General features: G+C 66.7%; 23 protein-coding genes. 5 read left to right on the top strand and 18 right to left on the bottom strand.

The window, feature by feature from the left end:
* The first annotated feature begins 55 nt into the window (after positions 1-55).
* The 4 genes from ACFRAH_RS15840 (at position 56) to ACFRAH_RS15825 (ending at position 3,271) form a co-directional block, all read left to right on the top strand.
* Complete coding sequence (locus tag ACFRAH_RS15840; protein WP_377991856.1) at positions 56-997, top strand: putative RNA methyltransferase; 942 nt, start codon at positions 56-58, stop codon at positions 995-997.
* A gap of 121 nt (positions 998-1,118) precedes the next feature.
* Positions 1,119-1,580, top strand: a complete 462-nt coding sequence (locus ACFRAH_RS15835; RefSeq protein WP_377991855.1) for an NfeD family protein — start codon at positions 1,119-1,121, stop codon at positions 1,578-1,580.
* 104 nt (positions 1,581-1,684) lie between these two features.
* Positions 1,685-2,656: an SPFH domain-containing protein gene (locus tag ACFRAH_RS15830; protein WP_377991854.1), complete on the top strand. Its 972-nt coding sequence runs from the start codon at positions 1,685-1,687 to the stop codon at positions 2,654-2,656.
* Between the two features lie 267 nt (positions 2,657-2,923).
* The gene (locus ACFRAH_RS15825) at positions 2,924-3,271 is read left to right on the top strand and encodes an RNA polymerase-binding protein RbpA (protein WP_003802221.1); all 348 of its coding nucleotides are present in this window, start codon (positions 2,924-2,926) and stop codon (positions 3,269-3,271) included.
* 118 nt (positions 3,272-3,389) lie between these two features.
* On the opposite strand, the gene ACFRAH_RS15820 is transcribed toward ACFRAH_RS15825, so the two are convergent.
* From ACFRAH_RS15820 to ACFRAH_RS15735, 18 genes are all read right to left on the bottom strand, one after another.
* On the bottom strand, positions 3,390-4,127 hold the full coding sequence (locus tag ACFRAH_RS15820) for a polyprenol monophosphomannose synthase (RefSeq protein ID WP_377991853.1): 738 nt from the start codon (positions 4,125-4,127) through the stop codon (positions 3,390-3,392).
* A 380-nt stretch (positions 4,128-4,507) separates the two neighbouring features.
* Entirely contained in the window at positions 4,508-6,169 is a 1,662-nt protein-coding gene (locus ACFRAH_RS15815) for an amidohydrolase (protein ID WP_377991852.1), read from the bottom strand.
* Between the two features lie 76 nt (positions 6,170-6,245).
* A complete protein-coding gene (locus ACFRAH_RS15810; protein WP_377991851.1) occupies positions 6,246-9,140 on the bottom strand; it encodes a DEAD/DEAH box helicase in 2,895 nt (964 codons plus the stop codon).
* Positions 9,141-9,164: 24 nt separating this feature from the next.
* Positions 9,165-9,959 carry a twin-arginine translocase subunit TatC gene (gene tatC, locus ACFRAH_RS15805; RefSeq protein ID WP_377991850.1) on the bottom strand — a complete coding sequence of 265 codons (795 nt, stop codon included), beginning with the start codon at positions 9,957-9,959 and terminating at the stop codon, positions 9,165-9,167.
* A gap of 48 nt (positions 9,960-10,007) precedes the next feature.
* Positions 10,008-10,277 carry a Sec-independent protein translocase subunit TatA gene (tatA, locus tag ACFRAH_RS15800; protein ID WP_306923733.1) on the bottom strand — a complete coding sequence of 90 codons (270 nt, stop codon included), beginning with the start codon at positions 10,275-10,277 and terminating at the stop codon, positions 10,008-10,010.
* A 35-nt stretch (positions 10,278-10,312) separates the two neighbouring features.
* A complete protein-coding gene (locus ACFRAH_RS15795; protein WP_377991849.1) occupies positions 10,313-10,678 on the bottom strand; it encodes a hypothetical protein in 366 nt (121 codons plus the stop codon).
* A gap of 10 nt (positions 10,679-10,688) precedes the next feature.
* The gene (locus tag ACFRAH_RS15790) at positions 10,689-12,704 is read right to left on the bottom strand and encodes a helix-turn-helix transcriptional regulator (RefSeq protein ID WP_377991848.1); all 2,016 of its coding nucleotides are present in this window, start codon (positions 12,702-12,704) and stop codon (positions 10,689-10,691) included.
* A 221-nt stretch (positions 12,705-12,925) separates the two neighbouring features.
* The gene (locus tag ACFRAH_RS15785) at positions 12,926-13,321 is read right to left on the bottom strand and encodes an FKBP-type peptidyl-prolyl cis-trans isomerase (RefSeq protein WP_377991847.1); all 396 of its coding nucleotides are present in this window, start codon (positions 13,319-13,321) and stop codon (positions 12,926-12,928) included.
* Positions 13,322-13,376: 55 nt separating this feature from the next.
* Positions 13,377-14,306 (bottom strand): FKBP-type peptidyl-prolyl cis-trans isomerase, encoded by a 930-nt coding sequence (locus tag ACFRAH_RS15780; RefSeq protein ID WP_377991846.1) that lies wholly within the window; start codon positions 14,304-14,306, stop codon positions 13,377-13,379.
* A 113-nt stretch (positions 14,307-14,419) separates the two neighbouring features.
* Complete coding sequence (gene pafA, locus ACFRAH_RS15775) at positions 14,420-15,784, bottom strand: Pup--protein ligase (RefSeq protein WP_377991845.1); 1,365 nt, start codon at positions 15,782-15,784, stop codon at positions 14,420-14,422.
* A 1-nt stretch (position 15,785) separates the two neighbouring features.
* Entirely contained in the window at positions 15,786-16,493 is a 708-nt protein-coding gene (prcA, locus tag ACFRAH_RS15770; protein WP_377991844.1) for a proteasome subunit alpha, read from the bottom strand.
* A 1-nt stretch (position 16,494) separates the two neighbouring features.
* Positions 16,495-17,316: a proteasome subunit beta gene (prcB, locus tag ACFRAH_RS15765; RefSeq protein ID WP_377991843.1), complete on the bottom strand. Its 822-nt coding sequence runs from the start codon at positions 17,314-17,316 to the stop codon at positions 16,495-16,497.
* Positions 17,317-17,401: 85 nt separating this feature from the next.
* Entirely contained in the window at positions 17,402-17,602 is a 201-nt protein-coding gene (locus ACFRAH_RS15760) for a ubiquitin-like protein Pup (protein ID WP_076802936.1), read from the bottom strand.
* Positions 17,603-17,686: 84 nt separating this feature from the next.
* The gene (gene dop, locus ACFRAH_RS15755; RefSeq protein ID WP_377991890.1) at positions 17,687-19,306 is read right to left on the bottom strand and encodes a depupylase/deamidase Dop; all 1,620 of its coding nucleotides are present in this window, start codon (positions 19,304-19,306) and stop codon (positions 17,687-17,689) included.
* A 50-nt stretch (positions 19,307-19,356) separates the two neighbouring features.
* On the bottom strand, positions 19,357-21,096 hold the full coding sequence (gene arc / locus ACFRAH_RS15750; RefSeq protein WP_377991842.1) for a proteasome ATPase: 1,740 nt from the start codon (positions 21,094-21,096) through the stop codon (positions 19,357-19,359).
* 82 nt (positions 21,097-21,178) lie between these two features.
* Positions 21,179-22,246, bottom strand: a complete 1,068-nt coding sequence (locus ACFRAH_RS15745; protein ID WP_377991841.1) for a tRNA (adenine-N1)-methyltransferase — start codon at positions 22,244-22,246, stop codon at positions 21,179-21,181.
* Positions 22,247-22,377: 131 nt separating this feature from the next.
* On the bottom strand, positions 22,378-23,547 hold the full coding sequence (locus ACFRAH_RS15740; RefSeq protein ID WP_377991840.1) for a site-2 protease family protein: 1,170 nt from the start codon (positions 23,545-23,547) through the stop codon (positions 22,378-22,380).
* 13 nt (positions 23,548-23,560) lie between these two features.
* Positions 23,561-24,289: an HAD family hydrolase gene (locus ACFRAH_RS15735; RefSeq protein WP_377991839.1), complete on the bottom strand. Its 729-nt coding sequence runs from the start codon at positions 24,287-24,289 to the stop codon at positions 23,561-23,563.
* A gap of 175 nt (positions 24,290-24,464) precedes the next feature.
* Between ACFRAH_RS15735 and ACFRAH_RS15730 the strand changes: the two genes are divergently transcribed.
* Positions 24,465-25,370 (top strand): PAC2 family protein, encoded by a 906-nt coding sequence (locus tag ACFRAH_RS15730; protein WP_377991838.1) that lies wholly within the window; start codon positions 24,465-24,467, stop codon positions 25,368-25,370.
* Positions 25,371-25,443: the final 73 nt, after the last annotated feature.

Genomic DNA, 25,443 nt, shown 5'->3' with positions numbered 1-25,443 from the left:
CGGGCAACGGCGCGGAACGGCAGGAGCGGAAAACGCCTGCCCTAGGATTGTCCTCATGCTCTCGCGCCTGCCCGTTCTTCTTTGCCCCGTCTGCCGCCAGGATCTCCGGCCCGTCCACGACGGCGGCGCAGGCCGGGTCCGGGGGCTGGCATGCCGGGAGCGGCACAGCTTCGACGCCGCCCGGCAGGGGTACTTCAACCTGCTGGTGGGGAAGGGAACCGCCTTCGAGTCGGACACCGCGGAGATGGTGGCTGCCCGGGCAGCCTTCCTCGACGCCGGCCACTACCGGCCCTTGGCCGAAGCACTGGCACGCGCGGCCGCGCCGGCCCTGGCTGGCCCCGCTCCGATGGTGCTGGACTCCGGAACGGGGACGGGGCACTACCTGCGGGTGATCCTTGATTACCTGAACAGCAGTTCTTTGGACGGCGGTTCTTCGGACGGCGGTTCTTCGGACGGCGGTTCTTCGGACGGCGGCGGCGGGGTGGCCGCCGTCGGGCTGGATATCTCCAAGTTCGCCCTGCGCCGCGCCGCCAGGCTGAACCCGGAGGCCATCAACCTGGTGGGCGACGTATGGCAGCCGTTGCCCCTGCCCGACGACGCTGTCGACGTCATCACCGTGGTGTTCGCGCCCCGCAACGCTTCCGAGTTTGCCCGCGTGCTCAAACCCTCCGGCAGGCTCATCGTGGTGACGCCGCGTGCCGGGCATCTCGGGGAAGTCGCCAGCCGGGCCGGACTGCTGGGCATCGATCCCGTTAAGGACGAGCGACTGGCCGAGGCGCTCGCCGGCCGCTTCTCGCCGCTGTCGGCACAGGACATCGACGTGGTCCTGTCGCTGTCCCCGGGGGACGTGGCCAACCTGGCGCTCATGGGCCCGGCCGGCCACCACACCGACCGCGCCGCGATGACCGAAAGGCTTGCAGGCCTTCCGCCAGTTACCGACGTCTCCGCACGGTTCCGGATCAGCATCTTCGTCCCCTCGGAAACCCCCGTTCCGTAACGGCTTGGCCACGTTCCTGCGCTGGCTGCCATTCCCCTGCCGGGCGCCCGTGCTTCGGTCTACGATGGAAGAAAGTTACTGAGGGTCTGCCCCGCAGCCCTCGGGATCAAGGGGGAACGCGATGTTTGAATGGCTTGGCCAAAACTGGTGGGCGCTGTGGCTCACCCTCTTCCTGGTGTTCGCCGCCGTGGAGATGCTGACCCTTGATCTGTTTTTCATCATGCTGGGCGGAGGTGCCCTGGCCGGCGTGGTGGCCGACTTCGCCGGCGCGGACCTGTGGCTTCAGATCGTGGTGTTCTGCGTCGTATCGCTGCTCATGATCGCTTTTGTCCGGCCGGTGACACTCAAGCACCTGCATAAGGGGCCGCCGGAACAGCGCACCAACATCGACCGCCTGATCGGCGAATCGGCGCTCGTCCTGGAGGCAGTGACGGCCACGGGCGGACGCGTGAAAATCGGCGGCGACATCTGGAGCGCGCGTTCGCAGTCCGGCGTCCTTCCCGAGGGCCAGCGCGTAGTCGTCTCCGCCATTGAAGGCGCGACGGCGGTCGTCTCACCTCAGGCTGAGACCGCCGTCCAGTAGGCGGCTCCCTCCAAGGTTTCTGCTCCCGCCGCGGCGGGGCGGCAGATTGCGGCGAGTTTTCGCCAGGTTAGAGCTTCACTGAAAGTTGGGGACAAAGGAGAAGTATGGATAGCCCAGGAGGAATCGCACTCACGTTCGTGATGGTGGTTCTGATCATTTTCGTCATCATCGTGCTGGTCCGCTCGGTTCGGATCGTGCCGCAGGCCCGGGCCGGCGTCGTGGAACGGCTGGGGAAATACCAGCGGACGCTCAACCCCGGACTGACCCTCCTCATTCCCTTTGTTGACCGGCTCCTGCCGCTGCTGGACCTTCGTGAGCAGGTGGTGTCCTTCCCGCCGCAGCCCGTGATCACCGAGGACAACCTCGTGGTGTCGATTGACACCGTGGTGTACTTCCAGGTCACCGATCCGCGGGCCGCCACCTACGAGATCGCCAACTACATCCAGGCCGTGGAGCAGCTGACCACCACCACCCTGCGCAACGTGGTGGGCGGCCTGAACCTGGAAGAGGCGCTGACCTCCCGCGACCAGATCAACGGCCAGCTGCGCGGTGTCCTGGATGAGGCCACCGGCCGCTGGGGCATCCGCGTTTCCCGGGTGGAGCTGAAGGCTATCGACCCGCCGCACTCCATCCAGGATTCGATGGAGAAGCAGATGAGGGCCGAACGCGACCGCCGCGCTGCGATCCTGACCGCCGAGGGAACCAAGCAGTCCCAGATCCTGACCGCGGAAGGGCAGCGGCAGGCTGCCATCCTCAAGGCCGAGGGTGACGCCAAGGCTGCCATCCTGCGTGCCGACGGCGAGTCGCAGGCCATCCAGAAGGTGTTCGACGCCATCCACAAGGGCAACCCGGACCAGAAACTGTTGGCGTACCAGTACCTGCAGACACTGCCCAAGCTCGCGGAAGGTTCCTCCAACAAGCTGTGGATCATCCCCAGTGAAGTCGGCGAGGCGCTGAAGGGTATTGGCAGCGCCTTGGGCGGAACTAACCCCGATCCCCGCTCCGGCGGCCTGTTCGGCGGCCAGGAAGGCGGGCAGGACGGCGGCCAGGGCAGTGAGGCCAGGACCCAGTCCTAGCTTTTCAAGGCACCTCAGCAAACGGGAGGCAGGCCCCAACGGCCTGTCTCCCGTTTGTATTCTGCGCCAGCCCAGATTGCTGCGCCCTGCCGGAATCCGTATAATGGGATATTTGTCCGGCCGGATCAGTCCGTGCGGAACAACAATGCTTGGCGAAGCGTTTCACCTAGTGATGCTACGTGAACCACACCGTAGTCCGGAGGCACCCCTTTTGGGGCTTCCGACTAGCGCGGGGTCCGCTCCGCGAACCGATTAGAGGGAGAAATCATGAGCGATCGCAGCCTGCGGGGCATGCGTCTTGGCGCCCAAAGCATGGAGACCGAATCCGGCGTGGAGCCGGCTCCGCGTCAGCGGGTTGAGTACCGGTGCGAGGATGGCGAACAGGTTTTTGTAACCTTTTCCTCCGAAGCCGAAATTCCCCCTGTCTGGGTTTCCAAGACCGGCAAGGAAGCGCTGCTCGTTGATGGCGAACGCCCGGACACCAGCAACGAGAAGGCAGTTCGCACGCACTGGGACATGCTGCTCGAGCGCCGCTCGCTTCCCGAGCTGGAGCAGATCCTCGAAGACCGCCTTACCATTCTGCGCGAGCGTCGCGGCGAACGGCGTTCAGCCTAAGCCCAGTTAGAAGCTGGCAGGCGCTTATATAGCCGAAAAGGCCGGATCCGCTGCACCTCATGGTTGCAGCGGATCCGGCCTTTTCGTTAAGCCGTCGTTGTGCCGGCGGGCGCGCCCGCTAGCCGCGCGGGTTCCTGCCGGTCAGCTTCTTCCAGCGGGCGGTCAGCCCCCACTTTGTCACATTGATCATGGCCTCAACCACGATGTTGCCACTCATCTTGGAGGCGCCCAGTTCACGCTCCACGAAGGTGATGGGCCGCTCCACGATGTTCAGCCCCATCTTGGCGACGCGCCATGCGAGGTCCACCTGGAAGCCGTAGCCCACCGAATCGACCTGGTCCAGGTTGAGCTTTTCCAGCGTGGTGCGGCGGAACGCCCGGTAACCGCCGGTCACGTCCTTGATCTTGAGCCCGAGCATGATGCGCGCATACGTGCTGCCGGTCCGGGAAATGGCCTGGCGGTACAGCGGCCAGTTCACAACGCTGCCGCCCTTTACCCAGCGGGAACCCATGGCCAGGTCAGCGCCCTGGTCCACGGCCTCCAGGAGGGAGGGCAGTTGTTCGGGCTGGTGCGATCCGTCGGCGTCCATCTCCACGAGGACGTCGTAGCCGGCATCCAGGCCCCACTTGAAACCTGCAATGTAGGCGGCGCCCAAGCCTTCCTTGCCCTTCCGGTGCAGGACGTGGACCTGGTTGTCCCCGGCAGCGATGCTGTCCGCCAGCTGTCCGGTGCCGTCCGGGCTGTTGTCGTCCACAACGAGGACGTCGGACGCGGGCACCGCGGCGCGCAGGCGTCCCAGCGTCTTGGGGAGCGACTCCAGCTCGTTGTAGGTGGGGATGATGGTGAGGACACGCACAGGGAGGCCTTTCCTGGATGGGAGCGGTCAGCACGCGGGAGCCCGGCGGGAAAGCCGGCTCGTAAAGCGCAACTCCCAATTATACGGGCCCCGCGGGGCGCCTCCGCACACGCAGGCAATCCAGCTCCGCCACGGGCGGGTCCATTGCGCTACGGGCCAGTTCCTGAGGCCGCGATACGCGGATGGAGGAACTGTTTTCTGCTGCGCTGTGGACCCGCCCCCGGAAGCACCATGCTACGGACTGGCGGGGGGCTGTCAACAGCCCCCTGACCTGCCCGTTCATGTATCGCCGCAGGTCAAAGGCGTATTTGCGTTGCTCCCCGGCCGTCATTGTGGCGGGTCCGTGGCCCCATGTGTCGCCGGATTAAGCCCGCCGCAGGTTACCCGCGGAGGGTCTCGGCGGAGAACAGCTCCAGCCCGTTCCGCACCGTCTGAAGGCACCGCGGATCCGTGCCGGTGTCCAGGGCGGGCAGCAGCGGCGTACGGGCGCGGGGATCTGTGCTCCAGGACTGGACCCTGTTGTCGGCCACCTGGACCATGAGCTCATCCACCTCCCAGACGGCGAAGGTTGCGGGTGCGCCGGGCACCAGCTGGCCGGCCAGCGGGTTTTCGTAACGGGCGGCGCGCCAGCCGGCACGCGTGTGGCCGAGGAAGGCCGCACGGGCGGAGACCCTCTGGCCGGCGTCGTGGTGCTCGAGGCAGGCCCGCACGCTGGACCAGGGACGCAGCGGCGTGACCGGGGTGTCGCTGCCGAAGCAGATGGGGACGCCTGCCGAATAGAAGGAGGCGAACGGGTTCATGCCCCGGCTGCGGGATCCGAGGCGCTGCTCGTACAGCCGCCCGGGACCGCCCCATGCCGCGTCAAAGGCGGGTTGGGCGCTGACAGTCACGGAGTACTTTGCCAGGCGGGCGATGGCGTCGGCGTCGGCCATTTCGACGTGCTCGAAGCGGTGGCCGGCGGCCCGGACCCGTTGCTCCCCCACCTCGGCTGCAGCTTCCTCGAGGGCCTGCAGGGCGGCATCGAGGCCGGCGTCGCCAATGACGTGGAATCCACCCTGGATGCCCAGTACCGAGCAGGCCGCCAGGTGGGCTGCCGCCTCGGACACGGAAAGGTACGTGGTGCCGGTCTCGTCGGGGGCGTCGTCGTAGGGTTGCCGCAGGGATGCGGTGCGGGACCCGATCGATCCGTCGATGTTCAGGTCACCGGCAAGTCCGCGGACCCGGACCCCCAGCTCGGCAAGCAGCGCCTCCGCGTCGGCCGCAGCCGGTGTCAGTTGGCCCCAGTACGGCAGCACCTCCGGCGCCGGGCGGGAGCCTGCCGCGTCATTCCATCCGGCAGCCAGCCGGAGGTCCTCGATACTGCTGATCTTCGGTGCACCCATCTCGGCCAGCGCCACGTACCCGTTGGCTGCAGCCTCATCCAGTGCGCGCCGCTGGTATTCCTGCAGCGCACCGGCCGGCAGCCGGCGGGTGGCCTGCCGGGCGGCACTGTGCGCCTGGCGCCTGACGTGGCCATCCGGCGCGTAGCCGTCCAGGTCCGCCAGCCCGGCACTGGCCACGAGTGACGGCGAGACGAGGGCTGAATGCACATCAACCCGGGAAAGATACACCGGACGGCCGGCGGCAGCCCGCTCCAGTTCTTCGGCGTCCGGGAGGGTGGGATCCTCCCAGCGGGAGTCATCCCAGCCGTGGCCCAGCACTGCGCCGGTCCCGCCCGAGGCCGCGACGGCGTCCAGCAGTTCGCGGGCAGACCGCACACCGCCCAGCTGCAGCGAGTCAAGCGCGATGCCGGTTTCCGTCAGGTGGGCGTGGGAATCGACGAACCCCGGGGCGACGAGGGCGCCGCCCAGGTCGACGATGTCCATGGAGCTGTCGGCGATCGAGGTGGCAGCCTGTTCCGAGCCGACCCACGCGATGGTTCCACCGTCCACGAGCATGGCCGTGGCGAAGGGATCAGCGGCCGTGTAAACGGAACCGTTGCGGTACAGGGTGACCTTTGACGGTTCGGTTCCATCCTGCTGGCGGGAGGTGGCATCGGCCATGGCGGCGCTCCTTGGAGTGTTCAGTACGGGTGTTCAAACGGAAATAAGCCCGCTGTGCCGGGCGGGAGTATGGCGTTCAGCCCACGGTGGAGTAGGCGACGACGCCGCGCCGGATCAGCCTGATGGCCTCGGCGCAGAGCCTGGCCAGGCGGGGGTCCAGCCCGGGAATCTTGGCCAGCTGGTCGAGCAGGTCGATCACTTGCTTGGTCCACCGCACGAAGTCGCCGGCGGCCAGGTCAGTGCCGTTGAGCACTTCCTGCAGGTGCCGGCCGCGGGCCCACTTGTACATCGGCCAGATCAGCCCGAGCTCCGGTTCACCGGTGAGCGGGAGCTTGTTCTGCTCCTCTACGTCCTCCAGCGCCGACCACTCGCGCACCACGATGTCCACTGCGGTCTCGAGCGAGACGCTGGGCATGCGGGGCCGCAGGCCGCGGTCCTCACGTTTTGCCTGGTACACCAGCACGCTGGCGAACGCGGCCACCTCCACGGCATCGAGGTCGCCGAACGCGCCCTGCCGAAGTGCCTGTGAAATCAGCAGGTCCTTTTCGCCGTAGATCCGGCGCAGCCGCTGGCCGTCCGTGCTGATGCCCTGCTGCCCCTCCTCGGCGGCCTCAAGGTAGCCGTAGACGGACAGGACATCGCAAACGCGGTCGAATGTTTTGGCGATGGTGTTGGTGCGGCCCTGGATCTGGCGGACCAGACCGTCGGTTTCCTTGCGCAGCTTCCACCAGCGTTCGGACCACCGGGCATGGTCCTCGCGTTCACTGCAGCCATGGCAGGGGTGGGCGCGCAGGGCGCGCCGCAGGTCCGCGATCTTCTTTTCCTGGTTTTGCAGGGCAGAGCCAAGGCCGAAGTCGTTGTTGCGGCTGCTTCCCCTCGACGGCGGCCGGTTCTCCCGCAGCGCGTTCCGGACCGATGAGGCCAGATCGCGCCGGGACTTGGGGACCTTGGCGTTGAAGGACTTGGGAATCCTGATCCGGGTCAGCGGCGCGATAGGGCCCTCAAGGTCATCGACGCCGATCCGGCGCAGCTGGCTTTCCAGCGTCAGCACGGCGGGCCGCGGTTCGCGGGAGCTGTGGTCCGAGCTGAGGACCACGGCGAATCCGGGCGCCCTGCCGGCCGGAACATCCACCACATCGCCCGGCAGGAGCCGGCTCAGCGAGTCCTCGTTGACCGATTTGCGTGCCCTGGACTTGCTCCGCGAACTGAAATTCTCGGCGTCGGACAGTTCCCGCCGCAGCCGGGCGTATTCGGTGAAGTCGCCCAGATGGCACGTCATCGACTTGGCGTAGCCGGCCAGGGATTCCTCGCGGCTGCGCACCTGCCGGGCCAGCCCCACCACCGAGCGGTCAGCCTGGAACTGGGCGAAGGAGGACTCCAGGATTTCGCGGGCCCGCGGCCGGCCGAACTGGGCGAGCAGGTTGATGCTCATGTTGTAGGTGGGCTGGAAGCTGGAATTGAGCGGATACGTCCGGCGGGAGGCAAGGCCGGCCACCGCGGCCGGATCCGTGCCCGGCTGCCACAGGACCACGGCATGGCCTTCGACGTCGATGCCGCGCCGGCCCGCCCTGCCGGTGAGCTGCGTGTACTCCCCTGCCGTGATGTCCACGTGGGCTTCGCCGTTGAACTTGTCCAGTTTCTCCAGCACCACCGAACGGGCCGGCATGTTGACCCCGAGGGCCAGCGTCTCCGTGGCGAATACCGCCTTCACCAGGCCGTCGGCAAAGAGCTTCTCAACCACTTCCTTGAACGTGGGAAGCATGCCGGCGTGGTGGGCTGCGATGCCGCGCAGCAGGCCGTCGCGCCAGTTCCAGAAGCCCAGCACTTCGAGGTCGTCGGACGGAATGTCCTGGCCGGCCTCGTCCACGCGCTGGGCGATGATGCGCTGCTCGCGCTCGGTGGTGAGCCACAGGCCAGAGGCCACGCACTGGGAAACGGCGGCGTCGCACCCGGCCCGGGAAAAGATGAAGGTGATCGCGGGCAGCAGGTCCTGCCGGTCCAGGCTGGCAATGACCTGCGGACGGCTGGCCCTGCGCACCGCGGTCCGGGTCTCCTGCTGGGGCCGGTCGCCGTAGCGCTGGCGCTGCTGCCGCCGCTGGCTCCGGCCTCCGTGGCCGAAGCGGCCCTGGAAGTTGAGCTGGCTTTCGGACCGGGACAGGGTCAGCAATTCCGGGTTTACCTCGAAGCCATGCGTGCCGGCATCGTCGGCCGAGGGCGCCGAGGGCAGGGCGGCGGCAGCGGCCGGGTTGCCGGCCGGGGCGATTTCGTCGAAGGTGGTCTCGCCCGCGAAAAGATCCACGATGTCCCGGCCCACCATGACGTGCTGCCAGAGCGGAACAGGCCGGTGTTCGGAGACGATGACGTCGGTGTCCCCGCGGACAGTGTCCAGCCAGGCGCCGAATTCCTCGGCGTTGGACACGGTGGCGCTCAGGGACGCGACCTGCACCTCGCTGGGGAGGTGGATGATCACTTCCTCCCAGACAGCGCCGCGAAAGCGGTCGGCCAGGTAGTGGACCTCGTCCATGACCACAAAACCCAGGTCGAACAGGGTGTCGGAGTCGGCGTAGAGCATGTTGCGCAGAACCTCGGTGGTCATGACCACCACGGGTGCGTCGCCGTTGATGCTGGTATCGCCGGTTAGCAGTCCGACGTTCTCCTCGCCGTATTTCTCCGTCAGCTCGGTGAATTTCTGGTTGCTGAGCGCCTTGATGGGCGTGGTGTAGAAGGCTTTTAGTCCACGCTGGAGAGCGAGGTAGACGGCGAACTCGCCCACGATGGTCTTGCCGGCGCCGGTGGGCGCGGCCACCAGTACCCCGCGGCCCTCCTGGAGGGACTTGCACGCCTGCCGCTGGAACTCGTCCAGTTCAAAGCTGAGTGTCTGGGCAAACGCGCCCAGGTGGGTTTTGGCTTCCGCGGCCCGTTCGGCGCTGGCACGGTACCGTTCGGAGGGCGACGGAGTGGTGGTGGACATGCCTCAAGCCTAATGGTGGGGCGACTAGAGATTCTTCAGCTCACTGCTCGGGGTGGCGATATCGGCTGTGGCTTCGGTCTCAGCGGCCCGCTTCTCGGCCCGGCGGGCACGGCGCCGGTCGTTCAGCACGCACAGGCCGATTGCCAGGAAGAAGAGCAGGAGCATGGGGCCGGCAAGGTAGAACATGCTCATCGCGTCGCCGCCGGGGGCGGCCATGGCGGCGAACAGGCAGACCAGGAACACGGTGATGCGCCAGCTCTTCAGGAGCTGCTCCCCGCGGAGGATGCCGGCCATGTTCAGCCCGACAAGGACAACGGGGAGAAGGAAGGCAATGCCGAAGGCGAGCAGCAGCCGCAGCACGAAGGACAGGTAGACCTGCGCGCTGATGTAATTGGACCCGCCGGCGGGCGTGAAGTCAGTGAGAACCCGGACTGCGTTGGGCAGGACGAGCCAGGCCATCGCCACGCCGCCGACGAAGAGGGGCACTGCAGCAGCAACGAAGGACAGCGCCAGCCGGCGTTCCTTCTTGTGCAGGCCGGGGACGATGAACGCCCAGAGCTGGTACAGCCAGACCGGGCTGGCCAGGATGACGCCCAGGAAGACTGACACCTGGATCATGAGGTCGAAGGAGCTCGCCACGCCGTCGAAGTTGAGCGAGGCCTGCCGGCCGGCGTTGTTGTTCAGGTCCTTGATCGGCTTGATCAGGGCAGCAAGCATGGGTTGGTAGACCACGAAGCCCGCAACGGTGGCGAGCACAACGGCAATGGCGGACTTGAACAGCCTGTTCCTGAGTTCGCGCAGATGGTCAAGAAGAGCCATCCGTCCCTCAGGATTGGAGCGACGACTCATGGTTAGTGCCACGTAACTTTAGGCGCGGTTGGGGGGCGGAACGTCGTTGCCGTCTGCAGGACGGTTATCCGTAGCGGAGGAACGCGGGTGGTTGACGACGGTGCCTTCGACGGGGTCTGAGCCGTCCTTGGCTTCCGGGGCCCCGTCCTTCTTCATTTCGCGGACTTCCGACTTGAAAATACGCATCGACTGGCCGAGGCTCCGGGCCATGCCGGGAAGCTTCGGTGCAGCGAAGAGCACCAAAGCCAGGACGATGATGATGATGAGATGCCAGCCTTCAAGCCTCATGGTGGGTGTTCCTTTCGTTTAGTAACATCCTACGTTTATCTGAATTCGATGTCGCGCAGCGACTGGGGCTGGCCCCGTTCGGCCTTCCGGCGGACCCGGCGCTGGCGGCGGGCTTCCCTGCGGGCCTCCTTGGATGCGTGGTAATCATGGCGCATCTGGTGGGGCGGGGCAAAAGGAGCCATACCCGGCGGAACCCCGATGACGTTCGCATCAGGCGCCGCATCGGTACCAGCGGATACCGCCGCAGGCACCGGAATCCGGGTCAGCTTGTCGCCGGCTTCACCGAGCTCCTTGACTGTTGCCATGAACTGGCGGAACAGGCGGACACCCATGACGACGAAGAACAGCAGCGACAGCGACACAAGTGCCACCCAAACAAGGATCCAGGACCACCAAGGCATGCTGAGTAGTCTAGCCGTTGTCGTACTGGGCCAGGGCCGCTTCGATCCAGTCCCGGGAGCCTCGGGCCAACACCTCGGGTTCCAGGATCCGTGCCGTTCCGCCGTGCTGGGCCACGAACATGGGCAGCCATGAGGTGTTGCCGAACCGGATCTCGGCCACCACGCCGCCGTCCTCAAGCGGGGCCGTCCGCTCGGCGTAGTAGTCGTCCGCGAGCCCGGAGCCGCGGGCAGTGAGGTGGACAGTGACCAGGGTGTCGTCGTCGTTGGGGGTGAACAGCTTTGCCGGGAACCCGCCGTCGGGCTTTATCCCGGACGAGACGGGATTCCCGTTCGGGGCCAGGTCCTCGATCCGGTCCAGCCGGAAATTCCTCAATCCGGCCGCCGAGTGGCAGTAGGCCTCGAAGTACCAGGTGTTGTCCAGGGAATAGAGCCGGAGGGGATCCACGTCCCGCTCCGACAGGGTGTCCTGCTGTGCGGACAGGTAGACGAGGTGCAGCTGGGATCCTGATGCAATCGCGTCGCGGATGACCTCCAGGTTGGCCGAGTTGCCGGGTCCCACCTCCGGCCCGGACAGGGCTGCGGCCCGGAGCCCCTCCTCCCCCGCGGCAGCCATCAGCTTGAGCGTCACCGATTCCAGGGCACTTCCCTCGGCCAGTTCCGGCAGGCCGTTCAGGGTCTCGAGGCCCGTGAGCAGCGCGCAGGCCTCGTCCACGGTGAAGCGGACCGGCCGGTTCAGCTCCATGGACTGGCTGATGAAAACGTGGCCTTCCTCCCACTGGATGTCCAGCAGTTCGTCCGGGTACCCCTGCGGCAGGCCGGAACAGATCAGGATCAGAAGATCGCCCTCCAGCTCCTGGCGGGTCACCCCGAACCGTTCCGCGACCTCGTCGATGGGCAGGCCCTGGTTGCGGACCAGGAACGGGACCAGTTGCAGCATCCGCTTGAGCTGGTCCTCCGACGTACGCTTGCGGGTCCGTTTTCCCGTGCCGGCGTGCGCGAAGGAGTATGGCGGCACGGGGGTGGCAAGGAACGCTGCGGCGTTCGCGAGGCGGCGCTGCACCGCCGCGGAAAGCTCCGCGGGGGCCACCACCCTGACGTGTGGTCCGTAGGAGGCCAGCTCCTCGCCAAGCACCTCAGCGTCACGGTAGGGAACGGTCAGCCGGTCCCAGCCGCCGTCGGACTTCCCGTTGGCGTCCGAGGGCGGCACAGCAGCGGCGGCCCGTTTGCGCAGCCCCAGCAGCTTGCCGGGGTGGACGTCCACGACGGCGTCGCTGACCGGAAGCTCGGGAAGGGTGTTGAGCTCGGCCCGGACGTTGAAGCCGGCCGGCGGCGTGAAGGCCTCCCGGTCAAGAATTGTCACCGCCGACGTGAAGCGCGACAGGCGGAAAAAGCGCTTGGCGCCGCGACCCCGGTCAAAGCCCACGAGGTACCACTGGCCGAAGCGGCTGCCCAGGCCCCACGGTTCTACGATCCGTTCCTCTTCCCTGCCCGTGCTGCCGGCGAGGTAGAGGAAGCGGACGGCGTGCTGGGCGTGCATGGCGGCCACGAGGTCCTCGAACGCCTGCCCGGCGGGCTTGATGCGCGGCTGCACGCCGGCCGGAAGTTCGACGTCGGCCAGGCCGCCTGCCGCCTGCAGCTTGCGGAGGGCGTTGCTCGCCGCGGTTCCCAGCGCCGCCTGTTCCCAGAGCTGGGAGGCCAGCAGCAGCACCGCCCACTCGTCCGGGGTCAGCTCCACGTCCGGCAGGCGGTTGGACTCCTTGCCGATCCGGTACCGCGTAGTGCCGGGATCGTCAGAGCTCCAGCCCAGGTCGGTGACGGTCTCGACGTCGAAGCCGAAGTCGCGGAGGTCGTTCTTGTCGCGTTCAAACATGCGCCCAAAAGCGGCGTCGCTGGCCGCGCCGCCCGCATAGATTTTCTCCCGCAGTTCGCTGCGCCGCAGACCGAACCGGGAGTTCAGCAGGGCGATCAGGAGGTTCAGCAGGGCGATCAGGAGGTTCAGCAGGCGTTCAGTACGTTGGGCGGACACTCTCGTTACGTTACTAAAGCCATTCCGGCAAAAACGCGAAAGCGCGGCAACAATCCGGAAAATCCTTCCGATTGTTACCGCGCTTGCGTTATGCGGCGGCCGGTGGTGGGCCCACGCCCGCAGGGTTCCCTGTCCGAGCTTGCGAGGAAAGGGGGCCGGTGGTGGGCCCACGCCCGCAGGGTTCCCTGTCCGAGCTTGCGAGGATAGGGGGCGGGTGGGGATTAGCGGACGCCGACCAGGTCCACGACGAAGATCAGCGCTTCGTTCGGGCCGATGGCTCCGCCGGCACCGCGCGAGCCGTAGGCCAGCTCGGAGGGGATCTCGAGGCGGCGGCGGCCGCCGACCTTCATGCCGAGCAGGCCCTGGTCCCAGCCCTGGATGACCTGGCCGACGCCGACGCGGAAGTCCAGCGGGGCCCCGCGGCCCCAGGATGCGTCGAACTCTTCGCCGGTGGACCAGGCCACGCCGACGTAGTGGGTGGACACGGTGTCGCCGGCCTTGGCTTCCGGTCCGTCGCCCTCAATGATGTCGGTGATGACGAGTTCCGTGGGGACCGGGCCCTCGGGGAACTCGATCTCCGGCTTTTCACGGTCGAGGTTGCGCTGTCCGAATGACATGGTTGCTCCTTCTGCTTGTGTGCTGCTTATGCGGACTTGGGACTGTGGGCTGGTGTTACTTGGCACCCAGGATGTCGACGACGAACACGAGGTCGCCCTTGGCGTCACCCTGGCCCGAGTCGCCGTAGGCAAGGTCCTTCGGGATGACCAGCAGGACGCGCGAGCCGACCGTCTTGCCGGCCAGGCCCTGGGTCCAGCCCTTGATGACCTGGTTCAGCGCGAACGAGGCCGGCTGCTTGCGGTCAAAGCTGGAGTCGAACTTCTTGCCGCTGGCCAGAGCCACGCCGACGTAGTTGACCGTCAGGGTGTTCGTGGCCTTGACGACGGCGCCCTTGCCCTTGATCAGGTCCTGGGCGATGAGCTTCTTCGGGGCGGCGACGCCCTTGACGGAGATCTCCGGGATGCCGTCCTTCTCGGTGACGGTCGGCAGGCCGACGGGCGGGGTGACCGCATCGCCTTCGGGCTTGTCGAGGACCTTCGGGGCGTCCTTGGCGGAGATCACCTTGATGATCAGGAGCTCGGCCGGCTGGGCGGCGGAGCCCTGTGCTGCGGCTTGGCCCGGAGCGGCCAGAGCGAGCTGGGAGCCCACCTTGGCACCAACAAACGCGTTGTAGATGATCGGGCTGCTGGTTTTGACCTCATCGCTCAGCTCGAAGGACTGAGGTTCCCTGGGGAAACCGTCGTCGATAGTGGATCCGTCCTTGGCGTTTATCCTCAGGACGGAAATCTCGGCGATCTGGTTGGCCTTCACGCGGTCCCCGCTGCCTTCGGTGACAACCTTGACGGTGGGTTCGGTGACCTCGAGGGGCTTGCTGAACTCGACGCCCGGGGCTTTCTTGTCCCCCTTGTCCGTCAGCTTGAGCGAGTCGAGCTTGGCGGTCTCACCCGCGGACTGGCTGGTCGGTTCCGGGGCTGCGGGCTCCTGGCCGCCGCAGGCGGTCAGCAGAAGCAGCGCAGGAAGAAGGATTGCTAGTAGTCGGCGCACGTAAGAACTTTCGTCGGGGCAAGATGGATGCCCTGCCGGCGGAGGTGCTGCACGCGGCAAGGCAGACAGGACCGCAGAACGGCCTCTTCCAGAGTAACGCGGAAAGCTGGGGATCAGCCCATAGAGTCCAGAAGGGCATCAACCCGCTCGTCCACGTTGCGGAACGGGTCCTTGCACAGGATGGTCTGGTGCGCGCGGTCGTTGAGCTTCAGGTGGACCCAGTCCACCGTGTAGTCCCGGCCCAGTTCCTGCGCCTTGCGGACGAAGTCGCCGCGCAGCTTCGCGCGGGTGGTCTGCGGCGGGGCGTCCACGGCGTCCTTGATGGCCGTCTCCTCGGTTACCCTGCGGACGGCACCGCGGGACTGGAGCAGGTAGTACAGCCCGCGCGACCGTGAGATGTCGTGGTAGGTGAGGTCCAGCTGCGCGATGCGTGGGGCGTCCAGGCCCAGGCCGTGGCGCCTGCGGTAGCTGTCCATGAGCTTCTTCTTGATCGCCCAGTCGATTTCGGTGTCGATGGTGCTGGAGTCGCCGCTTTCGATGGCGCGCAGCGTCCGCCCCCAGAGGTCCAGGATCAGGGGCACATGCTGGTTGTGGGCGCCGTTTTCCTCAACGAACGCCGTGACCTTGCTCAGGTACTCCTGCTGGATCTCCAGTGCGGTGAGCTGGCGGCCGTTGGCGAGCCGGACCAGGGCGCGGCCGCTCAGGTCGTGGGAGATTTCCCGGATGCTGCGGATGGGGTTTTCCATCCGCATGTCCCGCATGATCACGCCGGCTTCGATCATCCGCAGAATGAGGTCCACGGTGCCGACCTTGAGCAGCGCAGTGGTCTCGGACATGTTCGAGTCCCCGACGATCACGTGCAGGCGGCGGTAGAACTCGGCGTCGGCGTGCGGCTCATCGCGGGTATTGATGATCGGCCGGGACCGGGTGGTGGCGGAGGACACGCCCTCCCAGATGTGGTCCGCCCGCTGCGAAAAAGCGTAGGTGGCTCCGTGCGGCGTCTTCAGGATCTTGCCCGCGCCGGCGATGAGCTGCCGCGTGACGAGGAACGGGATGAGGATCTCGGCCAGCCGGGTGAATTCGCCGCGGCGCGGAATGAGGTAGTTCTCATGGCTGCCGTAGGAGTTCCCGGCGGAGTCGGTGTTGTTCTTGAACAGGTAGACGGTTCCGTTGAAGCCCTCGGCCGCGAGCCTGGACTGGGCCTCGTCCACGAGGTCGTCCAGAATGAGCTCCCCTGCCCGGTCGTGGGCGATGAGCTGGGCGAGGTCGTCGCACTCCGCTGTGGCGTATTCGGGGTGTGAGCCGACGTCGAGGTACAGCCGGGACCCGTTGGTGAGGAACACGTTGGAGGACCGGCCCCAGCTGACTACCTTGCGGAACAGGTAGCGGGCCACTTCCTCCGGCGCGAGGGGCCGGGAATCCGGGCTCGAATAGGAAATCCCGAATTCGGTTTCAATGCCGAAGATCCTCTTGTCCATGTCAGCTCTCCTCAGCCAGCAGTTCCACAACGTCCTGGTTGGACAGCCTGCGGAAAGCCCTCCGCGTCCCCCTGTGGCTTTCCGAACTGCGGTCCAGCAGCGCCACTTCCAAGGCCTTGGCCGGCACATCCGGCGACTCGTTGTCCGTCGCCAGCGCCCTGGCGGCGAGCCGGATCGCCGCCGCGAACGACAGGTCGCGCTGCCAGCCGTTCTCGATCGCCCCGGACACCTTGTCCGCCTGGCCGCCCATCACAATGAAGTTGTGCTCGTCCGCGATCGAGCCGTCGAAGGTGAGGCGGTAGAGGTGGTCGAGGTCCTGGCTGGCGCCCACTTCTGCCACGACAAGTTCCACCTCGAACGGCTTCTGCTCGGCCGTGAAGACGGCACCCAGGCTTTGGGCGTAGACGCTGGCCAGTCCCCTGGCCGTGACGTCCTCGCGGTCGTAGGAATAGCCGCGGACATCGGCGTAGCGCACCCCGGCCTGGCGGAGGCTCTCAAATTCGTTGTACTTCCCGACGGCGGCGAAGGCGATCTTGTCGTAGATCTCGCCGATCTTGTGCAGCGAGGGTGACGGGTTCTCGGCCACCAGCGCAATCCCGTCCTCGCAGCTGACCACGATCACGGACCGGCCGCGTGCGATGCCTTTCCGTGCGAAGTCCGCACGGTCCTTCATCAGCTGTTCGGGGGAGACATAAAACTGCTGTGTCATATCAGGCCTCCCGCCGGGCAGCAGCCCTGGACTCGATGATGTTTCCGGCCGTGGTGGCGAGTTCGCGCTCCGAGACCCGCCGGGCTCCGGCCCGGTTGACGGCGTACACCACGGGCCATAATTGCCGCACGGGGTCCGGGCCACCGGTGGCGGAGTCGTCGTCGGCTGCGTCATAGAGGGATTCGACGGCCACGGCGATGGCTTCGTCCTCGGGCAGGTTGGGCCGCCAAAGCTTCTTCAACGCGCCGCGGGCGAACATCGATCCCGAACCCACGGCGTGGTGTTCCTGTTCCTCGTACCGGCCGCCGGTCACGTCGTAGGAGAAGAGCCGCCCCGCTCCGGCGGCAGCGTCAAAACCGGCGAACAGCGGCACGACGGCCAGGCCCTGCAACGCCATCGGCAGGTTGCCACGGATCATGGCTCCCAGACGGTTCGCCTTGCCCTCCAGGCTCAGCGGGGTTCCCTCGATCTTTTCGTAGTGCTCCAGCTCCACCTGAAACAGGCGGGTCAGGTCGATCGCGATGCCTGCCGTGCCGGCGATGCCGACTACGGAGTACTGGTCGGCGGGAAAGACTTTTTCGATGTGCCGGCTGGCGATGATGTTGCCCATGGTGGCCCGGCGGTCGCCCGCCATGACGATGCCGCCGGCGTAGGTCATGGCCACGATGGTGGTGGCGTGGGGCACGGCGGGGATCTGGCCGGCGGCCGTGCCCGTGGCGAGGGGTGCGTATTGGGGAAGCAGGTCCGGACGGTCGCGTTGGAGATGTTCAGTGAACGACGATGTCGCGTGGGCGGCTACCTTGTTGGCTGTTGTCTCCTGCACTGGTGCACTCCTTCAACGTGATGATTCGGCGGCTGTCCGGTACCTCTGGCTCCCGTGCCCGGTGCAGGGTGGTGTCCCTACCGGTCTACTGGCCGCCCTTTTGCACGAATGCCCGGACGAATTCCTCCGCGTTGGACTCCAGGACGCCGTCGATCTCGTCGAGGAGATCGTCAACACCCTGTGTCGACGCGGATGCCTGTCCTTCCGCGGGCGCCGGCGGTACGGGGACCTCTTCCTCGACCTCGGTGTCGCGTGGCTGTGGCTGCTGCTGCTCCTGGCCTGCCATGTCCTTCTCCTTCATCCAGTCCCCCGTTCCGAAGGGACATCCTGTATGCCCATATTGCCACGCAAAAGGGCTTTGCGGTGTGCTTTATGCCGGTGGCGGAGCGGGCGCCGATCCGAGGAGTTCTGCTAGGAACGGGCCCGCCTCGCGGTGCCTGGCAAACAGCCCTCCGGTCAGTGCCTGCGTGCCGCGCAGCGGCTCCCGGGTGGGCACACGCTGCAGCCTTCCGTAACCCGGAACATCGAAAATCACCGAGTCCCAGCTGGCCCCCACCACGTCCTTGCTGAAGCTGCTGACGCAGCGTCCGCGGAAGTAGGCCCGGGTGTCCGACGGCGGTTCCGTCACCGCCGTGGCGATGTCGGCGTCGTCCACGACCCGCTGGATCCGGTTCCGGGAGAGCAGGCGGTAGTACAGTCCCTTTTCCGGCCGAAGGTCGGCCCACTGGAGATCGACCAGGCCCAGCCGGGCGTCATCCCACTGGAGCCCGTCGCGCTGGCGGTAGCCCTCCAAAATGGACAGCTTGGCCAGCCACTCCACGGACGTGGCTGCCGTGGCCCGGTCGCTGTCCAGCTGCGTCAGGGTGGTGGCCCACCGCTCCAGCACGACGTGCGTGTGGCCGTCGCCGTCGACGGCGTCGCCCACCCCGGTGTCCTGGGCGAGCTTGGCGGCGGCCTCGTGGTACATCCATTGCAGGTCCAGGGCCGTCACCCTGCGGCCGTCGAGCAGGCGGACCTTGGTGGTGAGCGTGGTGTCGTGGCTGATGGCCTGCAGCGCTGCCACCGGCTCGTGGACCTCGATCCGCGGCGCGAGGCCCGCCTCGATCAGGCTCAGCACCATGGCGGTGGTCCCGAATTTGAGGTAGTTGGACATCTGGCTCAAGTTGGCGTCGCCGATGATGACATGCAGCCGCCGGTACTTGTCCGCTGTTGCATGCGGCTCGTCGCGGGTGTTGATGATGGGGCGACGGATAGTGGTTTCGAGCCCCACCTCCGCCTCGAAGAAGTCCGCCCGCTGGCTGATCTGGTAGCCGGGGCGGGAACTGTCCTGGCCCAGGCCCACGCGCCCGGAGCCGCAGATGACCTGCCGGGACACGAAAAACGGGGTCAGCCCGCGGACAATGTCGCCGAACGGCACGGACCGCGGCATGAGGTAGTTTTCGTGCGACCCGTAGGACACTGACTTGTTGTCGGTGTTGTTTTTGTAGAGGTTGACGGCGGGCAAGTCCGTGTCGCCGGCCAGCCTGCGGACCGCCGCCAGGCCCACGAGGTCCCCGGCAGCGTCCCAGGCCACTGCCGCCGCAGGGTTGGTGACCTCCGGGCTGGAATATTCGGGGTGGGCGTGGTCCACGTAGAGCCGTGCCCCGTTGCCGAGGACCATGTTCATCAGCAGCGAGCCGGATTCGTCCTCGCCGTCCAGCTCCAGCTCTTCGCGGCCGTAGGCAAGCGCCACGGCCTCGGCGTCCAGCACGGGCGGCTGGTCCGTCAGCTGGCTCGGGTGCGCCTGGCCGCGCTCCAGCGTCCAGCCGCGGGCGTCATGCAGCGGTTCCTCATCGGTGTAGTCCCAGCGGGTTTCGGCGCCGCCGGCGGCCCGGAGCCGGGTGACCTGGGCATAGGCCTGGACCACCCGGGCGGACATCATCGTGGCATTGGCGCCCGGAGCGGCAGGCGCGTGGATCCCGTATTCGGTTTCCGATCCCATCACCCGCATGGCGCCGCCGGCCGGCAGGCCGCCTCCCAGCACTGAGTCGGAGGCGGCCGTCACAGGTACTGGCCCGTGCTGGGCATGGTTTCGATGGATTTGCCGGGCTCCTGGCCGGCCTTGCCCTGGACGATGGTGCGGATGTAGGTGATGCGTTCACCCTTCTTGCCGGAGATGCGTGCCCAGTCATCCGGGTTGGTGGTGTTGGGCATGTCCTCGTGCTCGCGGAACTCATCGACGACGGCGCGCAGCAGGTGGTCGATCCGCAGGCCCTTCTGCTGGCTGGTCAGGAGGTCCTTGATGGCGTACTTCTTGGCACGGTCCACAACGTTCTGGACGACGGCCCCTGAGTTGAAGTCCTTGAAGTACAGCATCTCGGTGTCGCCGTTGGCGTAGGTGACTTCGAGGTATTCGTTGGACTTCTCGGTGGAGTACATGGCCTCCACCGTGCGCTGGATCATGGCGTCCACCGTCTCCTGCACATCGCCGTCGTGTTCCACGAGGTCGTCCTCGTGGAACGGCAGGTCCGGGGTGATGTACTTCTTGAAGATGTCTGCCGCGGCCTCGGCGTCGGGGCGGTGGATCTTGACCTTCACGTCCAGGCGGCCCGGGCGCAGGATGGCGGGATCGATCATGTCCTCCCGGTTGGAGGCACCGATGACAATCACGTTGTCCAGCCGCTCGACGCCGTCGATCTCGCTCAGCAGCTGCGGCACAATCGTGGTTTCGACGTCGGAGGAGATGCCGGTGCCGCGGGTGCGGAAGAGCGAATCCATCTCGTCGAAGAAGACCACGACGGGGCTGCCGTCCGAGGCCTTTTCGCGGGCCCGGGAGAAGATCAGCCGGATGTGGCGTTCGGTTTCGCCGACGTACTTGTCGAGGAGCTCCGGGCCCTTGATGTTGAGGAAATAGCTCTTCAGGTCGGTGTTGCCCGAGCGTTCCGCAGCGCGCGCGGCCAGCGAGTTGGCCACGGCCTTGGCGATGAGGGTCTTGCCGCAGCCCGGAGGCCCGTAGAGCAGGATGCCCTTGGGGGCTTTGAGCCCGTGTTCGCGGTACAGGTCCGGATGCAGGAACGGCAGCTCTATGGCGTCCCGGATCTGTTCGATCTGGGGGCCGAGACCGCCGATGTCCTCGTACGTGATGTCCGGGACTTCCTCCAGGACGAGGTTCTCGACCTCTGACCGGGGGACTTTTTCAAGGGCGTACCCGGTGCGGGAATCGATGGAGAGGGCGTCGCCCACCCGGAGCTTCTGGTTCAGGAGCGGGCCGGCGAGCCGGATCACGCGCTCTTCGTCGGCGCGGCCCAGCACCAGTGCGCGGTCCGGGCCGAGCAGTTCCTTGAGCGTGACGAGTTCGCCCGCGCGTTCGTAGCCCAGGCCGGCAACCACGAGGAGGGCCTCATTGAGGAGAACCTCCTGGCCGACCGCCAGCTGGTTGATGTTGACAAGGGGGCTGATGCCAACCCGCATTTTGCGTCCGGCGTTAAAGATGTCCACCGATTCCTCAGTGGCCGCCTGGCCGCTGCCGGCGGGCTGCCGCCGGGGGTTCAGCTGGAGGATGGTGCCGAAGCTGTATGGCGGCTGCCCCTCCTGGTCCAGGGCGTTCTTGAGCCTGAGTATTTCGGCCTTGGCCGTTTCGAGCATCGCCACGAGCTTGGTGTTGTTCTGCGTGGCAGCTGCCAGTTGCCGGTCAATATGCCTCAGCTTGTCCCGAAGGATATTGACCTGCCGGTCAGCGACAGACAGTTCGTTGGCGCCCGCCTGTTCAGCCGGCGTAGGCACGGAGTCATTGTTCTCCATGATGCATCAGCCCCTTCCTGCGCTTCTATTAAGACGATAGCCCCTAGTCGGCGCGGAAAGCTGACGACATCCGAAATGCGGACTAGTTTGTGATCTCCGGGTCGTCCTTCACATTGGTGCCCGCTATGGCGTCCCGTGCGGCCCGGCGGAGCTTCTTGTCAGAGACGAGGCGTTCGCCCACCGCGCCTGGCGTCCAGGCGTTGACGTCCTCTTCGTTGAAGTCGGTCTTGGACGGGCGGCGCTTGACGGAGATGCCGGTGACACCGTCGGCGAGCCGCCGCGTGACCAGCAGGAAGCCGGTGTGGGCGACCATGCGGTGGTCCGGGCGCACGGCGAGTCCTTCGAGATGCCAGCCGCGGACCAGGGATTCCCAGGCGTCCGGTTCGGTGAAGCGGCCGTCGGCGCGGATGGCCTCGGCTGTGCGTGAGAGCTGGGTGACGGTGGCAACGTAGTTGATCCAGACGCCGCCGGGGGCCAGGACCGTGGCCACTGCATCGAGGCATTCCCACGGTGCAAGCATGTCGAGGACCACGCGGTCGATGGATCCCGGCTCTTCGGTGCGGACCACTTCATCCTGGAAGTCGCCCAGGGAAATCTGCCAGGCCGGGTGCGGGCCGCCGAAAATGGTCTCCACGTTGCCGCGGGCGATCGCGGCGAATTCCTCGCGGCGCTCGAAGGAGTGCAGGTAGCCTTGGTCCCCCACCGCGCGCAGCAGCGAAATGGAGAGCGCACCTGAACCGACGCCGGCCTCGACCACCCTTGCCCCGGGGAAGATGTCGGCCATGGTGACGATCTGCGCGGCATCCTTCGGGTAGACGACGGCCGCACCGCGGGGCATCGACAGGACGAAGTCGGACAGCAGCGGGCGCAGTGTCTGGTACTGCTGGCCCACGTTGTTGACCACAACGGAACCGTCCACCTTGCCGATGATGTCGTCGTGGTTGAGGAAGCCGCGGTGCGTGTGGAAGGCCCCGCCGGCCTCGAGGCTGATGGTGTTCATGCGACCGCGCTCGTCCGTCAGCTGGACCCGCTCGCCTTCGCGGAAGGGCCCGCGCCGCCGGGCAGCGCCCACCGGCTGGTCCGCCGTGCCGGCTGCAGTGCCGGTGGAAAGGCCCGTGCTGGTTGCGTTGGCGGCAGAATCGCTGCTCATGACTGTGTCCTCGCTCCTGTGAAAGCTGTCTTGGGGGTGCGCCCTGGCGTTCCGGCAGGGCGCCGTGCACCGGCTGCCGATTTCACGACCGGCACGTAACTCTACCGGGTCCGGCCCGGCCGGCGCGTGTTTTAGCGGGGCGCCTTGCCTGTTATGGCCGTCACCACGGTGGATTGCCGGAGCAGGCCGGTGACCCGGCCGTTGTGGTCAATCACGGCGTAATTGTGTCCTTCAAGCTGCGCCAGGTACTGCAGCAGTTCCTGGCCCTTGGACCATTCGGGCACATAGGCGCCGGCGCCCAGCGGGTAGGCCACCGCCGTGGCCGGGGTGGACCCGGCGACGGCGGCCGGCACGGCGGCCAGGGCTGCTGGGTCCACCACGCTGTTTGGCCTGCCGTCGGCGGCACAGAGAACGACGGCGGTCCGCCCGCCGGCTGACACCCGGAGGACGTCGCTGACAGTCCCCGCTTCGGAGAGGCCGACGGCGGGTTCGGCCAGTGCTGCGGCGCTCACCAGATGGAGCCGGCCGCGCAGGCGGCCCTGCTGGATGGACGCAGACGCGCCCATCCACAGGAAGCCGCCGACCAGGATGGTGATGAGCAGCATGCTGGTGTCCGGGACGTCGCCAATGAGGAGCGGACGGACAAGGAACCAGAGGCCCAGGGCGACGACGATGATGCGCCCGCCCCAGCCGGCAGCGACGGTGCCTTTGGCGTGGCTGCCGGTGGCCTTCCACACCGCGGATTCCACCAGGCGGCCGCCGTCCAGCGGCAACCCGGGCAGCACGTTGAAGATGCCGATCACAAGGTTGGCCCAGAAGAAAATGTTCAGGAGGGTGTCCGCCACGCCGGACAGCCCGCCCGCGGAGATCACCAGCCAGGCTGCCCCGGCGAGCACAAAATTGGCGGCGGGACCGGCCATGGCCACCAGCACGGACCGCCCGGGCGTGGCGGTGAAGCTTTCGAACTGGGTGTGGCCGCCCCAGAGGTTGAGCACGATCTTCTCGCTGGGCCAGCCGTACATCTTGGCCGTCAGGGCATGCGCGAGTTCATGGACCAGCACGGACAACAGGAGCAGCAACGCGTAGGCGAACGCCACGTAGTACGCCCCGATGCCCAGGGACGGGGTGCCATGCTGCAGCACCGGCCCGTAAACGATCACCGTGAACGCGGCGATGATGAACCAGGAATACGCCAGCACAATGGGAATGCCGGCGATCCTGCCGAGCGGGATCCCCTCCCGCCGGCTGTTCCCTGCCAGCCTGTCCGGGGTCTGCTGACCGGATCCCGCGGGATCAGACACGTTACGTGCTCCTTTAGTTAGCGTTCTCGAAAGTTGCCGCCGGTTCGCGGGCGCCGAGGCGGAGCCTGACCAGCTCCTCCAGTTCGGCCACAGTGCGGTCCCTGAGTGAATCCCAGGTGGTCCTGCGGGCATCGTCCGGCAGCGGAACGATGTGCGGAATGGCCACGGTCACCGCACCCGACGCCACGGCTGCGGCAACGCCCGGTGCCGAGTCCTCCAGCGCCACGCAGTGGTCGACGGTGAGCTGCGGGTCCTGCTGTTTCAGCAGATCCACGGCTTTGAGATACGCCTCCGGGTGCGGTTTGCCCTTGGTTACCGTGTCGCCGGTAACGAGGAACTCGAAATAAGGCCGCGGAAGGCTCGCCACAATCTCGCGGGCCAGCGGTGCCTCTGACATGGTCACAAGGGCACAACGCACGCCGGCGCTGAAAAGTTCATCCAGCAGCTCACGGGCCCCCGGTCGCCACGGCACGTTCTCCCGGACACGGCTGATCACCTGGGCGGTAAGCGTGTCGATGATCTCGCGGATCTCCAGGCGCACGCCGGCGCGCTGGAGAATTCCGGCCGAATGGACCAGTGATTGCCCCACGAGCTGCATGGCCTGTTCGTGGGACCACGTCCCCCCGTGTGCCCCGACAAGGTTGTGTTCGGCTTCGATCCAGTACGGTTCGGTGTCGACGATGGTGCCGTCCATGTCCCATAAAACGGCTTTGAGCAAGGGCTGAGCGGCGGCAGAATCCATGCTTTCCACTGTACCGGGCCGCCCGGCGGCGCCCTGCCGCAGGCCCCGGGCGTACGCCGTCGGCGAATATCCGTGCCCGTCCCGGCAGGGATGACCGGCAAGGATGAAGGGTTTGTCCGGATCTGCGGCGGTTCGCGCTATGCAACAGCAACGCTTGTGGACGTAGGGTGAGGGAATGAATAGCTTCGACGGAGACACCAACGAACCGGGCACCGCGCCTGAGACGGAGCAGCTGCTGCAGCCTGTTCCCGAGGGCCAGCGTATTACTGTGATGCTGGCTGCGTTCGAAGGCTGGAATGACGCGGGGGAAGCCGCCAGTGATGCGCTCCGTTACCTCAACAAACTGTGGGGCGGCAAGAAGGTCGCGTCCATAGATGCCGACGAATACTACGACTTCCAGTTCACCCGGCCCACCGTCCGCCGCACGGCCTCCGGCGAACGCAAGATCAAGTGGCCGTCCACACGGATCTACAAAGCCAGTGCCCCCGGCACCAACGTGGATGTGATTTTCATCCAGGGAACCGAGCCGTCCTACAAGTGGCGTGCCTATACAGCCGAACTGCTGGTCCACGCCGAGGCGCTTCACGTCGACTACGTGGTCCTGGTGGGTGCGCTGCTCGCGGACGTGCCGCATAGCCGCCCCATTCCCGTCAGCACATCCACCGACGACGGCGGGCTCCGTGAACGGCTGAACCTCGAGGCCTCGCAGTATGAAGGGCCCGTGGGGATCGTGGGCGTGCTGTCCGAGGTCTCCCTGCTCGCCGGCATCCCCACCGTCTCACTCTGGGCAGCCGTGCCGCACTATGTGGCCCAGGCCCCGTCGCCGAAGGCGCAGCTGGCGCTCCTGCACCGGGTCGAGGAACTGCTCCAGGTTCCGCTGGACACGCACGAGCTGGCCGAAGAGGCAGAGGCCTGGGAGCGCGGCGTCAACGAACTGGCCACCGAGGATCCCGAAATTGCCGCGTATGTGCGGCAGCTGGAGGAGGCGAAGGACACCGCCGACCTCCCTGAGGCCAGCGGTGAATCCATTGCGCGTGAGTTTGAGCGGTACCTGAAGCGCCGGGGCAAAGACAAGCCCTAGGGCTCAGGATAAAACGACGCGGCTGGGCCCAACCCGAGGTTGGACCCAGCCGCGTCGTTTAGAGGGGGAGGGT

Source organism: Arthrobacter sp. NPDC056727 (genome assembly GCF_042790555.1).
Taxonomy (GTDB): Bacteria; Actinomycetota; Actinomycetes; order Actinomycetales; family Micrococcaceae; genus Arthrobacter.
Note: the sequence above shows the minus strand (reverse complement) of the source record. Positions and strands in the feature narration are given on the sequence as shown.

What these genes read in the sequence shown, in the direction of transcription:
- prcA (WP_377991844.1), bottom strand. Translation starts at nt 16,493, where the DNA reads ATGACACAGCAGTTTTATGTCTCCCCCGAACAGCTGATGAAGGACCGT.
- arc (WP_377991842.1), bottom strand. Translation starts at nt 21,096, where the DNA reads ATGGAGAACAATGACTCCGTGCCTACGCCGGCTGAACAGGCGGGCGCC.
- ACFRAH_RS15830 (WP_377991854.1), top strand. Translation starts at nt 1,685, where the DNA reads ATGGATAGCCCAGGAGGAATCGCACTCACGTTCGTGATGGTGGTTCTG.
- tatA (WP_306923733.1), bottom strand. Translation starts at nt 10,277, where the DNA reads ATGAGGCTTGAAGGCTGGCATCTCATCATCATCATCGTCCTGGCTTTG.
- ACFRAH_RS15745 (WP_377991841.1), bottom strand. Translation starts at nt 22,246, where the DNA reads ATGAGCAGCGATTCTGCCGCCAACGCAACCAGCACGGGCCTTTCCACC.
- ACFRAH_RS15810 (WP_377991851.1), bottom strand. Translation starts at nt 9,140, where the DNA reads ATGTCCACCACCACTCCGTCGCCCTCCGAACGGTACCGTGCCAGCGCC.
- ACFRAH_RS15815 (WP_377991852.1), bottom strand. Translation starts at nt 6,169, where the DNA reads ATGGCCGATGCCACCTCCCGCCAGCAGGATGGAACCGAACCGTCAAAG.
- ACFRAH_RS15835 (WP_377991855.1), top strand. Translation starts at nt 1,119, where the DNA reads ATGTTTGAATGGCTTGGCCAAAACTGGTGGGCGCTGTGGCTCACCCTC.
- ACFRAH_RS15785 (WP_377991847.1), bottom strand. Translation starts at nt 13,321, where the DNA reads ATGTCATTCGGACAGCGCAACCTCGACCGTGAAAAGCCGGAGATCGAG.
- tatC (WP_377991850.1), bottom strand. Translation starts at nt 9,959, where the DNA reads ATGGCTCTTCTTGACCATCTGCGCGAACTCAGGAACAGGCTGTTCAAG.
- ACFRAH_RS15760 (WP_076802936.1), bottom strand. Translation starts at nt 17,602, where the DNA reads ATGGCAGGCCAGGAGCAGCAGCAGCCACAGCCACGCGACACCGAGGTC.
- ACFRAH_RS15795 (WP_377991849.1), bottom strand. Translation starts at nt 10,678, where the DNA reads ATGCCTTGGTGGTCCTGGATCCTTGTTTGGGTGGCACTTGTGTCGCTG.
- ACFRAH_RS15825 (WP_003802221.1), top strand. Translation starts at nt 2,924, where the DNA reads ATGAGCGATCGCAGCCTGCGGGGCATGCGTCTTGGCGCCCAAAGCATG.
- pafA (WP_377991845.1), bottom strand. Translation starts at nt 15,784, where the DNA reads ATGGACAAGAGGATCTTCGGCATTGAAACCGAATTCGGGATTTCCTAT.
- ACFRAH_RS15840 (WP_377991856.1), top strand. Translation starts at nt 56, where the DNA reads ATGCTCTCGCGCCTGCCCGTTCTTCTTTGCCCCGTCTGCCGCCAGGAT.
- ACFRAH_RS15735 (WP_377991839.1), bottom strand. Translation starts at nt 24,289, where the DNA reads ATGGATTCTGCCGCCGCTCAGCCCTTGCTCAAAGCCGTTTTATGGGAC.
- dop (WP_377991890.1), bottom strand. Translation starts at nt 19,306, where the DNA reads ATGCGGGTGATGGGATCGGAAACCGAATACGGGATCCACGCGCCTGCC.
- ACFRAH_RS15730 (WP_377991838.1), top strand. Translation starts at nt 24,465, where the DNA reads ATGAATAGCTTCGACGGAGACACCAACGAACCGGGCACCGCGCCTGAG.